We start from the raw sequence: 13,893 nt of genomic DNA, 5'->3' as shown, positions 1-13,893 counted from the left end.
AATTAAAGAATGATAGCTTTGATTAGTTATAGCTCAGGGGATCAAAGCGGATCAGGGGGAAAAACAGATGTCGCAAAAGGTATTAATTGTCGATGATGAAGAATCTATTCTAACATTGCTTCAATTTAATTTGGAAAAATCAGGATTCCTTGTTACCACGGCAATGGATGGGAAAACAGGATTGGAAAAAGGATTAAATGGAGAATTTGATATGATTGTTCTTGACTTAATGTTACCTGAAATGGAAGGGCTAGAAGTCTGTAAAGAATTGAGACAAAATAAAGTTCTTACTCCAATTCTTATGTTAACAGCCAAAGACGATGAATTTGATAAGGTACTTGGTTTAGAGCTTGGAGCGGATGATTACTTAACGAAGCCGTTCAGTCCGAGAGAAGTTGTAGCTCGGGTGCGAGCAATTTTAAGAAGATCTCAAGTGTTAAATCAAACTGAAAAAGTTGATAAAAAGATCGATTCAATAAGCTTTGGAGACGTTGAAATTTTCCCGGATAATTATGAAGTATATCTTCGAGGTGAAGCGTTGGAATTAACTCCAAAAGAATTTGAGTTACTTGTATATTTGACTAGAAATCGAGGCAGAGTTTTGACGAGAGATCAGCTCTTAAATGCCGTTTGGAATTATGAATTTGTCGGTGATACTCGTATTGTTGATGTGCACATCAGTCATCTGAGAGAGAAAATTGAACCGAATACGAAGAAGCCTATGTATATTAAAACAATTCGAGGATTAGGTTATAAAATGGAAACTATTAAAAATGATGAGTAGTTATCGATTTCGATTAATTTTTCCCTTGTCGCTTATTGTTTTGCTTGTTTTGGCTAGTTTAGGAGCGATCTTAGGACCATTTTTTAAAGAATTTTACCTAGAACGAATGAGTGACCGGATTGAAAAAGAGTCTGCAGCTGTGGTCTACCATCTTCAAGATATCAACCTGAATGACGAGGAATTTTTGCAAAATACAATTGTGGAATTGGCAGATAGATTAGATGTAAGGATTACGATTATTGCTGGAAACGGAGAGGTTTTGGCTGAATCGACAACTGATCCCAAAGAATTAGATAATCATATAAACCGAAGTGAGATACAATCAGTTATTCATGGAGAAAACGAAAATGGTAGGGAAACCCGTTATAGTGCGACAGTAGGCAAAGAATTGTTGTACTTCGCAATTCCTCTAGAAAATGAAGAGGGAGATGGAGGATTTCTTCGATTAGGTTTGGAAATGGAAGAATTAAATTCCATTTACCAAAATATTTGGACGTTGTTATTTGTTTCTTTTTTTATCGCATTTTTGATTATTTTAATCTTGGCATCGAAACTGACCAATCAAATGGTTAAACCAATTGAAGATGCAAGAAGAGTGGCTACGGAATTAGCGAAGGGCAATTTTAATGCAAGAACATTTGAAGGCGCGAACTTGGAAACAGGAGAGTTAAATCGATCAATAAATGTCCTTGCAGAAAACTTGGAGCAAATTACTCAAACATATGAAAATCAGCAAGAACGTCTCGAAACTTTAATTGAAAATATGGGCAGTGGTCTTATTTTAATCAATACAAAAGGAGACATCACGCTTGTAAATCGCAAGTGTAATGATATTTTTGAAGAAGATACGGAAGAGTGGAAAAACAAACTTTACTATAAAGTTATTAAACATAAAAAAATCATAAAATTTATCCAAGAATTATTCTTAACTGAGAAACCTACGAGGAAACAACTAAAACTAGATGTTGGCATTCATTTTAGACACTTTGATGTTCATGGTGCTCCTATCATTGGTTATGATGAAAAGTTAAAGGGAATTGTTATCGTTTTTCTAAATATTACGGAGTTGAAGAAACTTGAACAGGCAAGGAAAGATTTTGTTGCCAATGTATCTCACGAGTTAAAAACACCCGTTACATCGCTTAAAGGGTTTACAGAAACGTTGTTAGACGGAGCGATGGATGATGAGAAGTTAAGAAAACAATTTTTAACGATTATCGCAAATGAGTCTGAACGTTTAGAAGGCCTAATTTACGATTTATTAGAGCTATCGAAAATTGAAGGTGCTCATTTTCAACTTGATTGGCAAAATATAAGTTTGGACTCTATCGTTGATGAAGTGTTTTTTATGTTAAATGACAAAGCTAAAGTAAAAAACATGAAACTATCTAAAAAAGTTGTCGGTTCAACAAATATCGTTGGAGATCCACACAGAATAAAACAAATCATTATAAACTTAATAAATAATGCAATTGCTTATACGCCTGAAGACGGCAGTATTACTGTTAGGATTAAGGAACAGAACGAAGCAGTATTATTTGAAGTGGAAGATACTGGAATTGGTATGAGCAAAAAAGAAATACCTAGAGTGTTTGAAAGGTTTTATCGTGTTGATCGAGCACGTAGTAGGAATTCAGGGGGAACAGGTCTAGGTTTAGCGATTGTAAAACACTTGGCAGAAGCACATCACGCCAAACTATCTGTAGACAGTATTGTAGGGAAAGGGACGACATTTCGATTAATGTTCTATAAACAACAACGAGAAGCAGGAAATGACAAGGAAGGATAACTTTAGAATAATTTTACATATCCTTCATATTTGATTAATAGTTGTCTTGTAAAGTGAGGATGTGAACTGTTGTATTTCACAAGGTTTTTATCCTTATTTGGAACGGAAACTCCCCCTGAGTTTCCGTTCTTTTTCGTAATTAGGGTGATTCATGATAAACTAACGATATCATAATAATAATGAGGTGCTGAGTATGAAGAAACTTGTTTTAGTAGATGGAAATAGTATTGCTTACCGTGCATTTTTTGCTTTACCCTTACTAAATAACGATAAAGGGGTTTACACAAATGCCGTGTACGGATTCACAACGATGATATTAAAAATATTAGAGGACGATGCCCCGACACATATGCTTGTCGCTTTTGATGCGGGTAAAACAACGTTTCGACATGATACGTATAAAGAGTATAAAGGTAAACGGGAGAAGACGCCTCCGGAACTCGCAGAGCAACTTCCATTGATGAGGGATTTACTAAAAGCTTTTAACATCCCATATTTTGAAGTGGAAAACTATGAAGCAGATGACATTATTGGAACCCTCTCAGAAAAAGTAGCTAATAAAGAAGAATATGATGTTAAAGTTTATACGGGTGATAAAGATTTATTACAATTGGTAACGAAAAACGTCAAAGTTGCTCTTACGAGAAAGGGAATATCCAATGTAGATACATATGATTTAGCCACGGTTGATGAGAAATATGGTATAACTCCGATACAAATCATTGATATGAAAGGTCTAATGGGTGATAGTTCTGATAATATCCCCGGAGTTCCTGGTGTAGGTGAAAAAACAGCACTCAAATTATTGAAACAATATGGAACTGTTGAAGGTGTATTTGAAGCCATTGATGATATCTCTGGTAAATTGAAGGAAAAGCTTGAAGCAAATCATCAGCAAGCATTAATGAGTAAGCAATTGGCGACAATTATGCTTGATGCTCCTGTTGCTTTGACTTTAGAGGACTTGACGCTTGGTGAACCTCATCAGGAAGAATTAACGGGATTATTTCGTGAACTAGAATTTGCTTCTTTATTGGAGCGAATAGGAACAGATGAAGAATCAATAGAAGAGGAAATAGAAGACCTTGATATTCATATAGCGGATGAAGTAACCGAATCTATGCTCGAGACTCCAGCAGCACTTGTTGTTGAAGCGATAGATGAAAATTATCATCAAGCAGAAATAGTTGGATTATCTATTGCAAATAGCAACGGTCTTTTTTTTATCCCTACTGAAGTCGCGGTAAAGAGTGATATGTTTAAACAATGGGCAGCAGATACATCGAAACAGAAATATATTTTCAATGCAAAAAGAGCTGTAGTGTCTTTAGGATGGCAAGATGTGATTCTCGATGGGGTTTCATTTGATATCCAAATTGCCTCTTACTTAATTGATCCAGCAGCAAATTCGCACGAAATGGCAGATATCGCCAAACGGAAACTTAGTCTCAAGGTACAAGCTGATGAGGTTATGTACGGAAAAGGAAAGAAACGGCATATACCAGAGGAACATGTGTTAGCTCAGCATATAGCTAGAAAAGCTGCAGCTATTTTAGATTTAAAAGATGAATTAGACAAAGAATTAACAGAGAATCGCCAACAGGAATTATTTGAAAATCTAGAAATGCCTCTGTCTATTATTCTTGGACGTATGGAGATGAATGGTGTATCGATTGATCAAGCTGAATTGAAAGATATGGGTGAAAGTTTAGTACAACGCTTGGAAGAAATGGAACAAAAAATACATGACCTTGCAGGAATTGAGTTTAATATCAATTCCCCGAAACAACTAGGGGAAGTACTGTTTGAAAAATTGCATTTACCTGTGATTAAAAAAACTAAAACAGGCTATTCGACCTCTGCTGATATATTAGAAAAACTGAAAGATGAACACGAAATGATCCCAATGATATTGCATTATCGACAACTTGGGAAGTTAAATTCGACTTATATTGAAGGACTTCTAAAAGTTGTTCATAAAAAAACTGGTAAAATCCATACAATATTTAATCAAGCACTTACGCAAACAGGAAGATTAAGTTCAACGGAACCTAATTTGCAAAATATCCCAATAAGACTTGAGGAAGGGCGTAAAATTCGCCATGCTTTTAGAGCAGAGGAAAAAAATTCTGTCATTTTTGCAGCTGATTATTCACAAATTGAATTAAGAGTTTTGGCTCATATTTCTCAAGATGATAATTTGAAACAAGCGTTTATTGATGATATGGATGTTCATAAAAAAACGGCGATGGATGTTTTTGGTGTGGAAGAGGATGATGTCACAGATCAAATGAGAAGAACGGCTAAGGCGGTTAACTTTGGGATTGTTTATGGAATTAGTGATTACGGATTGTCGCAAAACCTAGGGATTTCTCGTAAAAAAGCGAAAACGTTTATTGAAAGGTACTTTGAAAGTTACCCTGGAGTAAAAGATTACATGGAAAATGTTGTGGATGAAGCCCGGGAAAAAGGCTATGTAACGACGATGTTGAATCGCAGACGCTATTTACCCGAATTAACAAGTAGGAATTTCAATCTGAGAAGTTTCGCAGAACGTACGGCAATGAATACACCAATTCAAGGAAGTGCGGCAGATATTATCAAAAAAGCAATGGTTGATATGGCAACTGCTCTAGAGACAGAAAAAATGGATTCTAAGTTAATACTCCAAGTACACGATGAATTAATTTTAGAAGTTCCTGAAAATGAACTCGAAAAGATCAAAGAATTAGTACCGAGAGTGATGCAAGATGCCGTTAAGCTAGATGTCCCTCTCATTGCAGATGCGGCATTCGGGGATACTTGGTATGATGCAAAATAATATTTAGCACTAGTGTAATTCATTAGATACGCTTAAATTTCTAATAAAATGACGAAAACAAAAAGGTGAAGATAATGCCAGAATTACCAGAAGTTGAAACGGTTAGAACGACCCTTTCGAAATTAATTATTGGTGAAAAAATTGAGCGTGTGATCGTTACTTGGCCGAAAATGATTAAATACCCAGACGATGTTGACCAGTTTACTTATGCTCTTGAAGGTCAAACGTTTCGTTCCGTGTCGAGAAGAGGGAAATTCCTGATTTTTTATCTTGACGATTATGCTCTTATTTCTCATTTGCGGATGGAAGGGCGCTATGGTGTTTCTCATAAGGAAGTCGAGGAGCATCCGCATATCCATGTTCGCTTCAGGTTTGAGAGTGCTCAGGAGCTTAGATATGGTGATGTGCGTAAATTTGGAACGATGCACTTATTTCCAATAGGAGAAGAATTGACGAGGCTACCACTTTCCCAACTTGGTCCAGAACCATTAGATAATAGTTTTCGAGTAGAAGAGTTAGCACAGAGACTGAAACGAACAACGCGAGCTGTAAAAGGAGCATTATTAGACCAGACAGTGATCGTCGGACTAGGGAATATTTACGTAGATGAGGCGTTATTTAAAGCAAAGATTCATCCTGAAAAACCAGCAAATTTGTTGAAGGATGAAGAAGTCGTAAAATTATTTGATGCGATTATAAAAACACTGAGTGAAGCGGTAAAACTCGGTGGGTCTTCTGTAAAATCTTACGTGAACGGACAAGGTGAGATGGGGATGTTCCAGCAACAGCTGAACGTATATGGGCGTAAAGGACAGTCTTGCCATACTTGTGGAATGGAAATACAAAGAACTGTGGTTAGTGGAAGAGGAACGCACACGTGTCCTTCATGTCAACCAATTTTCGCTCCGTGAATAGTAGTTTATTGATTTTTAAAAAATTTTAACAGATTTATACGTACATTGGATGGGCTCCTACCATATACTACCGTAGCAGAAAGAAAGGAGTTCATTCCCAATGACTGATTATCTTTCTTTATTTGTGTTGGCCTTTGCAGTTAGCTTAGACAGTTTTGGAGTGGGAGTTACTTACGGTTTACGCAAGATGAGGATGCCGTTACTGTCGATTGCGTTTATTATGAGTTGTTCTGCTGTGGCTATTTTAATGTCAATGTGGATAGGCGGAGGAATAAGCGAATGGATGCCGCCAGGAACAGCAGAATCAATCGGTGGAATTATTTTAATTAGTATTGGAGCATTTGCCCTCATACAAGTGTACCGAGAGCCTAAAAAAACACATAACGGACTGATCCAAGAACGCATGTTAATGAATGTTGAATTGAAACGTCTTGGGATTGTTGTTCATGTATTAAAAAAGCCAATGGAAGCCGATTTAGATGATTCTGGCTCAATTAACGGAAGTGAGGCACTTCTTTTAGGTATTGCTTTATCATTAGATGCATTTGGAGCGGGAATGGGCGCAGCTTTTTTAGGAGTATCAGCTTGGTTGTTGGCAGTTAGTGTCGCTATCATGTGTGGTTTGTTTTTAACATTAGGAAAAATAAGTGGAGAAAAATTATTACGTTCTGAAAAATTTAAGAAATTGTCATTTTTACCGGGCATGCTTTTAATTTTGATTGGTTTATTTCAACTTTAGCCTTTAAGAATAGTTATTGGAAGGGGGTCACTTAAGTTGATTATAGGTTTAACAGGCGGTATAGCCACAGGTAAAAGTACTGTTTCAGACATTCTTAAAAAAGAAGGTATTCCGGTTATTGATGCAGATATTGTTGCCAGGGAAGTAGTAGAGCCAGGGGAAGGACCTTACCATCAAATTATTGATCATTTTGGATTGAAAATCCTTCTTCCAAATGGAGAGATCGACAGAGAAAAGTTGGGAACGATCGTTTTTGGCGATGAGACAGAAAGATTGAAATTAAACGAGATTGTTCACCCTGCTGTTCGTAAGGAGATGGTTCGACAAAGTCATAGTTGGCAGACGAAAGGCCATCAGTTAGTTGTCATGGATATTCCACTTTTAATTGAGAGCGATTTGCTCCACATGGTCGATGAGGTCGTTCTTGTCTATGTACCGGAAGCGATTCAACTAGATAGGTTATCGAAAAGAAATAAATTTTCATTGGAAGAAGCGAAAAAACGAATAAATTCGCAATTGCCAATAGATGAGAAAAAGCAGTATGCCTCATACATTATTGATAATGCTGGAACACGAGATGAAACGAGACATCAAGTAATGCAGTTGTTAAACAACTGGAAAAAAAAGTGAGTGCTTTTAAATATAAGCGCTCACTTTTTTATACTTTAAGAATGTTTAACTTCGCTAAAGCGTTAAAGTGTATTATAATTAAATCTACGATCTCCGCAAACCTTCATCTGTAAGAGATGTTTACATCAAAAAACAATTGCAATAACATAGCAAACAAAGTATACTTTGTGACGGTTATCAATCAGAGAGACCAAGTCTATTTGTATTGTAGCAAGTTAAATGATGGAAGTATATACCAACTGATTGAAGAAAACGTTTTACACCTTATTCTCGAAGCGTTTTTCAATTGAACAATTTATCATTTATTGCTATCATTAGAATAGACGAGGTGGGATAATATATGGGAATAAAACAAACATTAAAAAAAATCTTTAGTACTAGTACCGAATCAAGTGAAAACCATTATGAGGAACAATTACAAACACATTATTACAAAGTGATGAAAGATAAAGCTCTTCAAGAAGTAGAAGCTATGCTAAAAAACCGCCAAGGCTATAAGGTTGTTTCTATTTCAGAAGCGCATGGAGAGATTATTGTAAATGTAAAAAAAGGAAAGAAAGCTTTTCTAGTTGCAACAGTGATAATGATTCGTCCGCTCCGTACTGCAGTTGATTTTTCAGTTTCAACTGATACGATTTTTTTCAGTGACTTTGGACACAGTAAAAAAATAGTCGAAGGATTGTATAAAGAGTTAGATTCGAGGCTTCAATTTGTTGGTACTGGATTAGGCAACGAATTATCTTAGTAACCTGCAAAAAACGGCAACCTGAGAATGGAGTGAATTCCGAATGATATGTCCTAGTTGTCAACATAATGGAACGAAAGTATTAGATTCCAGACCAAGTGACGAAGGTCGTTCAATTAGGCGGAGGCGTGAATGTGAAGCCTGTGGGTACCGTTATACAACCTTTGAGCGGATAGAAAAAACTCCGTTAGTTGTTGTTAAAAAAGATGGAAATCGTGAAGAGTTTAGTCGTGAAAAATTACTTAGAGGTTTAATTCGTGCCTGCGAAAAGCGGCCTGTGCCATTAGAAAAACTGGAAAACATAACCGAAGATGTCGAAAAAGACATTCGTAATCAAGGTCTGTCAGAAGTTAGTAGCGACCAAATTGGAGAAAAAGTAATGGAGTTTCTCGTTTTAGTGGATGATGTTGCTTATGTAAGATTTGCGTCTGTTTACAGACAATTCAAAGACTTAAATGTATTTGTTGATGAATTAAAAGAATTACTAGAGCGTGAAAATAAAAAATAATGAATGAAGGAATGGGGCCTAAGGTGCTCCATTTTTCTCTTAATTTTATAAATTTTTTGCGTAGCACAAGGAGATACAACGCAAAGAAAGCTCAGGTGAAATAATATGCATTGGAAAGAAGTGTTGCCATCTAATCGATACATTGCTTATATGGATGACTATGCAAGTGCTTCCGATAGTGATGTGTTGACGATGCTTTATCAACCTTTAATAGGTGCATTAGCTTACAGTTTGTATATGACGCTATGTACCGATGTACAGAAGCAGTCAACAAAGAGAATTGAGCGCACTCATAAGGCGTTAATGACATTGACTGGTCAACATTTGGATGATATTTTTTCTGAACGAAAAAAACTGGAAGCAATAGGATTATTGTCTGTCTATCGAAAAAAAGAAGATGAAGAGTATATATACTACTATCATCTTCAATCACCTCTTAGCGCAGCTGATTTTTTTCGAGACGACTTATTAAGCGTTTTCCTCTATAACAAATTGGGGAGTAAAGACCATTATCGTGAACTGCGCCAGTCATTTACTATTGGAAAAATTGAAACAGGAGATTTAGAAAATGTGACTCAGGGGTTTAATCAGGTGTTTACATCTATTCACCCATCAGAACTAAAAAGTACCAATCCTGATTTACTTGAAATGCTTTCTTCTTCCGCCCCAATGGTTGGTCGTTCTCAGTCAAATACTCAATATAAAATGGAAGAGGTAGAATTTGATGTGCAACAATTAATAGCTTATCTACCCTCATTCATTCCAAAAGATGAAATTGAAAACTCAAAAAATCAACGTCTTATTTACCAGCTTGCTTTTATTTACAAATTGAATGCTGAGGAAATGGCCAATGTGATCCAGGATGCAATGCTTCATGAGGATAAACTCGATCTGGATCAATTGAGATTACAAGCGAAAAGGCGTTACAGGATGAATGAAAAAGATCAACCGCCTAGATTAGGACTTCGCAAACAACCAGATGATTTGAAAACGATAACGACAACACCAAAAACAAATGAAGAAAAAACGATTCATTATTTTGAAACAACAGCACCAATTGAATATTTGGAAGAACTTAGTGACGGAGCAAAAGTTTACGAAGGAGATATGGACATTATTGAACGACTCATCTTTGAGTACAAGCTTCCTCCAGGTGTTGTTAATGTTCTACTTGATTATATTTTTATGGTCAATGATAATAAACTGGCAAAAGGTTTAGCTTATAAGATTGCCGGTCACTGGAAAAGAAATAAAATAGCAACTGTAAAAGAAGCAATGGCATTGGCAAAGAAGGAAAATCAAAAGAGCCAAGAGTTTAAAGCTACTAATAATCAAACAACGTCCAAAAATACTAGACCATACTCAGGTGCTGTAAAAAAAGAACCACTTCCTAAATGGATGACTGATGATAAGTGGCAAAAAGATAAAGGTAGCGAAGAAGAGCTTGAAAAAGCAAAGAAAGAAGCCGCGAAATACAGAGAAATGTTAAGGAAAAAGAAGCAAGACCAAAAAGGGGGATCATAAATGGATTCCATCAAGCAATCGTTAAACCAGTTTTCAAATGACGGATTTAATAAACGATTTGAGGAACTAAAACAGAATACACTAGAGGATGAGAGAATTCGAAAGTTTATACTAAACCATCCAGAGTTGTCAGAAAAACAATTGGATAACGGCATAAATGAATTCTATCAATATAAACAACAGTGGGAAAATTGTGATAAATGTCCTGGACTTGATAATTGTCCGAACTTAATGAAAGGATTTCAGCCTAAATTAAAAATGTACCGAAATGAAATCCATCTTGAATACCAACCTTGTTCATTGAAGAGAAAAGACGATGAACGAAAGAGACAAGCGTCGTTTGTGCAAAGCCTTTATATTCCGAAAGAAATGACAGCAGTCAACTTTGAAGATTTCCATGAAGATAATCCTTCACGAATGAAAGCTTACACAAAGGCGATGGCTTTTTGTGCAGATGTGAAACCAGGCGAAGACGGGCAAGGTCTTTATATACATGGACCTTTTGGTGTTGGGAAAACCTTTCTAGTCGGAGCAATTGCAAACTATCTAGCTGATGGAGAAACGTCGACAATGATTGTTTATGCACCAGATTTCTTCAGAGAATTAAAAAATGGCATATCAGATGGTTCCTATCAAGGGAAAATGGACATGGTAAAGAAAGCTCCTGTCCTCATTTTGGATGATATTGGAGCAGAAACAATGTCAAATTGGATTCGTGATGACATATTAGGTGGATTGCTTCAGTTTCGCATGATGGAAAAGCTCCCGACTATTTTCACTTCTAATTTTGACTTAAACGAATTAGAAATTCACCTCTCATCTACGCAGCGTGGCGGCGTGGAAAGAATCGACCAACTAAAAGCAAAACGTATTTTAGAAAGAATAAAATATCTAAATGAAGTGATTGATATGAAGGGTGAAAATAAACGAGGAAAGTCTTAACTAATGACTTATCGGTTTAATAACAAGCGAAAAGTTTGGTATATATGTTAGTATAATAGGTAGAGATTACAAGCTTTTGAGAATGGGGGAGACATAATGAGTATTGATCATATTCTCGATCGTGCCCGAAATGGAGAACGCATCTCGGTCGACGATGCAATGGAACTGTATAAAAGTGACGAAGTAGAAAAAATGGGTGAGGTGGCCAACGAAAAAATGTTGAAATGGCACCCAGAGCCTAAAACTACTTTTGTCATTGGACGGAATGTCAACTACACAAACTTATGTGACACATTTTGCCGCTTCTGTGCCTTTTACCGTCCGCCGAATTCGAAGGATGGTTATGTGTTAGAGAACGAAGAAATTTTTGAAAAAATACAAAAGACCAAAGATGTAGACGGTACGGAAATTCTAATGCAGGGTGGAACAAATCCGAATCTACCATTCAGTTACTATACAGACTTGCTAAAAGAGATTAAGAAGCGTTTTGATATTACGATGCACTCTTTTTCTCCGGCAGAAATTTATAAAATGGTTGATGTGTCCGGTCTATCATTAGAAGAAGTGTTGATAGAGCTACGCGATGCTGGATTGGATTCCGTTCCAGGTGGTGGTGCAGAGATTCTTGATAACCGGACTCGCAGACGAATTAGTCGTCTAAAAGGTACGTGGGAAGAATGGATCGAATGCATGAAGATGGTTAAAAAAGTTGGTATGCACGGAACGGCAACAATGGTGATCGGTTTTGGCGAGACTTACGAAGAGCGTGCTTTACACCTTCAGCGAGTGCGAGATGCTCAGGATGAAGCTGATTGCTTCCTAGCTTTTATTTCTTGGACATTCCAACCTGAAAACACGAATATGAAAGGTGAAAAAGTCACTCCTAGAGATTATCTTAAAAACTTAGCTATTTCTCGTATTTTCTTAGATAACGTTGCTAATTTTCAATCTTCTTGGGTCACGATGGGTCCTGAAGTAGGAAAGAAATCTCTTTCATACGGTTGTAACGACTTTGGCAGCACGATGATGGAGGAAAATGTGGTATCGGCAGCAGGTGCAACGTATAAAGTTGATACGAAATTAATTATTCGTTTGATTCGTGAAGCTGGTAAAATACCTGTGCAACGTGATACGAAATACAACACGGTACGTGAATTTTCCGAGGGCGAGACTGTGGAAAAAGATTTTGTTATGGAAAATTAAAATTGTTAAAGAAACCGCGTTCTCCTTGTATAAGGGGACGCGGTTTTTTCATGTATTTTATAATTTTCTCGCTTGTTTGGAAACTTCGATTCATAATTCAAGAGCCTATCCATATATATGTATTAGCGCAAAGAGTTGAAAATCAGCTTGGAAATTGACGCCAAGACCCTCAACTCGAAATGGACGATTGGGAGGGGCTGCTGTTGTTAACGATCGAATTTAAGGATTCATTTCTAGGTGAAACCTTTTACGAACAACTTCGACATTCATTATCTATATTAACAGGGCAAAAATGTGATCATATTCAGTTTAGTGTCGCTAAAACAGAAAAGAGATTTTTTTTATCGATTGATGTTTTTTCTCAAGGAGGTCAAGATAAAGAGCAAGCTATTATAACAGTGCTTACGAATACAACGGCAAGAATTTTTTTTGTTAGGTGGGTGGAAGAATATTTGAGAAAGACTTTCCACTATGAAGATGATCATGAAATTCAAGCAATCATGGAAACGGCAAAAATGTTATTTTTCCCTACTTCATCAGAAAAGCAACAGATCATCTCGATGAGTTTTATCGAGTGGCAACAAGAGGTTTATAATCAGCTAGCTCCTTTTGTCAATGAAAGGATCTCGTTCTCATTTGACTCATTCATCTCATTTAGATTACAGTCATGCAAAGAAAAGCTTCTGGAACTTGTGGAAAAAGCGATTGATGAGTATCGAATGGAAATGGACTATCAAATGATGTTGCAAAAGTGTCGAGACTTTTTAGAGCAAAATCCACCGAAAGTCGAAACTGTTTATGTGTACATGAAAAATGGTATTAAATTTTATGATGGAAAAAAAAGAGAAATCACATTTGAACAAGTGTGTAAATGGCTTGAAACAGTCACACCGTTCGAAAAATTTTTACCTTTACATGAAAGAATGATTGGACCGTTAGTTAGCATGGCACCAAAGAAAATTGTGATTAAATCAGAGGAATGTGATGATGATTTATTTCATACACTCAAAAACATCTTTGAGGAACGAATTGTCCTAGATGAAGACGAAAAAGAGGTTCAATATCGCAGTGTTCGATACGGAATCTAATTTCTGTCTTGATTTTTTTGCAAGAGGTGATTATAATACTATCCATAGATGGTTATCAATGTAATAGAAGATCCAGGTACAATGTAAGTGAATTTTTTAGTTAAATATGATTAGCGTAGACGAGGATATGAATCATTTAAGTTGTCATTTTAGAGAAGGAAACCAAGGCTGGAAGTTTCTTATGTATAACGGATGATTTACCACCT

General features: G+C 36.4%; 12 protein-coding genes. All 12 read left to right on the top strand.

Annotated elements, in window-relative coordinates:
- Positions 1-67: 67 nt before the first annotated feature.
- Positions 68-784, top strand: coding sequence for a response regulator transcription factor (locus ACM26V_RS11035; protein WP_416151472.1), 717 nt, complete (start codon positions 68-70; stop codon positions 782-784).
- On the top strand, positions 774-2,573 hold the full coding sequence (pnpS, locus tag ACM26V_RS11030; RefSeq protein ID WP_416151471.1) for a two-component system histidine kinase PnpS: 1,800 nt from the start codon (positions 774-776) through the stop codon (positions 2,571-2,573). The genes ACM26V_RS11035 and pnpS overlap by 11 nt, the downstream gene beginning before the upstream one ends.
- Positions 2,574-2,766: 193 nt before the next feature.
- On the top strand, positions 2,767-5,394 hold the full coding sequence (polA, locus tag ACM26V_RS11025; protein WP_416151470.1) for a DNA polymerase I: 2,628 nt from the start codon (positions 2,767-2,769) through the stop codon (positions 5,392-5,394).
- A gap of 74 nt (positions 5,395-5,468) precedes the next feature.
- Entirely contained in the window at positions 5,469-6,305 is an 837-nt protein-coding gene (gene mutM, locus ACM26V_RS11020) for a DNA-formamidopyrimidine glycosylase (RefSeq protein WP_416151469.1), read from the top strand.
- Between the two features lie 103 nt (positions 6,306-6,408).
- Entirely contained in the window at positions 6,409-7,047 is a 639-nt protein-coding gene (ytaF, locus tag ACM26V_RS11015) for a sporulation membrane protein YtaF (RefSeq protein WP_416151468.1), read from the top strand.
- 36 nt (positions 7,048-7,083) lie between these two features.
- Complete coding sequence (coaE, locus tag ACM26V_RS11010; RefSeq protein WP_416151467.1) at positions 7,084-7,677, top strand: dephospho-CoA kinase; 594 nt, start codon at positions 7,084-7,086, stop codon at positions 7,675-7,677.
- 340 nt (positions 7,678-8,017) lie between these two features.
- Complete coding sequence (locus ACM26V_RS11005; RefSeq protein ID WP_416151466.1) at positions 8,018-8,422, top strand: DUF1499 domain-containing protein; 405 nt, start codon at positions 8,018-8,020, stop codon at positions 8,420-8,422.
- A 43-nt stretch (positions 8,423-8,465) separates the two neighbouring features.
- Positions 8,466-8,930 (top strand): transcriptional regulator NrdR, encoded by a 465-nt coding sequence (gene nrdR / locus ACM26V_RS11000; RefSeq protein ID WP_416151465.1) that lies wholly within the window; start codon positions 8,466-8,468, stop codon positions 8,928-8,930.
- A gap of 105 nt (positions 8,931-9,035) precedes the next feature.
- On the top strand, positions 9,036-10,454 hold the full coding sequence (locus tag ACM26V_RS10995) for a replication initiation and membrane attachment family protein (protein WP_416151464.1): 1,419 nt from the start codon (positions 9,036-9,038) through the stop codon (positions 10,452-10,454).
- Positions 10,455-11,396: a primosomal protein DnaI gene (dnaI, locus tag ACM26V_RS10990; RefSeq protein ID WP_416151463.1), complete on the top strand. Its 942-nt coding sequence runs from the start codon at positions 10,455-10,457 to the stop codon at positions 11,394-11,396.
- 96 nt (positions 11,397-11,492) lie between these two features.
- Positions 11,493-12,599 carry a cyclic dehypoxanthinyl futalosine synthase gene (gene mqnC, locus ACM26V_RS10985; RefSeq protein ID WP_416151462.1) on the top strand — a complete coding sequence of 369 codons (1,107 nt, stop codon included), beginning with the start codon at positions 11,493-11,495 and terminating at the stop codon, positions 12,597-12,599.
- A gap of 203 nt (positions 12,600-12,802) precedes the next feature.
- Positions 12,803-13,687 carry a sporulation protein YtxC gene (ytxC, locus tag ACM26V_RS10980; protein WP_416151461.1) on the top strand — a complete coding sequence of 295 codons (885 nt, stop codon included), beginning with the start codon at positions 12,803-12,805 and terminating at the stop codon, positions 13,685-13,687.
- Positions 13,688-13,893: the final 206 nt, after the last annotated feature.

Origin of the sequence: Salipaludibacillus sp. HK11 (assembly GCF_047795645.1) — a bacterium.
In the GTDB taxonomy this organism is placed as follows: Bacteria; Bacillota; Bacilli; order Bacillales; family Salisediminibacteriaceae; genus Salipaludibacillus.
Note: the sequence above shows the minus strand (reverse complement) of the source record. Positions and strands in the feature narration are given on the sequence as shown.

What these genes read in the sequence shown, in the direction of transcription:
- ACM26V_RS11035 (WP_416151472.1), top strand. Translation starts at nt 68, where the DNA reads ATGTCGCAAAAGGTATTAATTGTCGATGATGAAGAATCTATTCTAACA.
- pnpS (WP_416151471.1), top strand. Translation starts at nt 774, where the DNA reads ATGATGAGTAGTTATCGATTTCGATTAATTTTTCCCTTGTCGCTTATT.
- polA (WP_416151470.1), top strand. Translation starts at nt 2,767, where the DNA reads ATGAAGAAACTTGTTTTAGTAGATGGAAATAGTATTGCTTACCGTGCA.
- mutM (WP_416151469.1), top strand. Translation starts at nt 5,469, where the DNA reads ATGCCAGAATTACCAGAAGTTGAAACGGTTAGAACGACCCTTTCGAAA.
- ytaF (WP_416151468.1), top strand. Translation starts at nt 6,409, where the DNA reads ATGACTGATTATCTTTCTTTATTTGTGTTGGCCTTTGCAGTTAGCTTA.
- ACM26V_RS11005 (WP_416151466.1), top strand. Translation starts at nt 8,018, where the DNA reads ATGGGAATAAAACAAACATTAAAAAAAATCTTTAGTACTAGTACCGAA.
- nrdR (WP_416151465.1), top strand. Translation starts at nt 8,466, where the DNA reads ATGATATGTCCTAGTTGTCAACATAATGGAACGAAAGTATTAGATTCC.
- ACM26V_RS10995 (WP_416151464.1), top strand. Translation starts at nt 9,036, where the DNA reads ATGCATTGGAAAGAAGTGTTGCCATCTAATCGATACATTGCTTATATG.
- dnaI (WP_416151463.1), top strand. Translation starts at nt 10,455, where the DNA reads ATGGATTCCATCAAGCAATCGTTAAACCAGTTTTCAAATGACGGATTT.
- mqnC (WP_416151462.1), top strand. Translation starts at nt 11,493, where the DNA reads ATGAGTATTGATCATATTCTCGATCGTGCCCGAAATGGAGAACGCATC.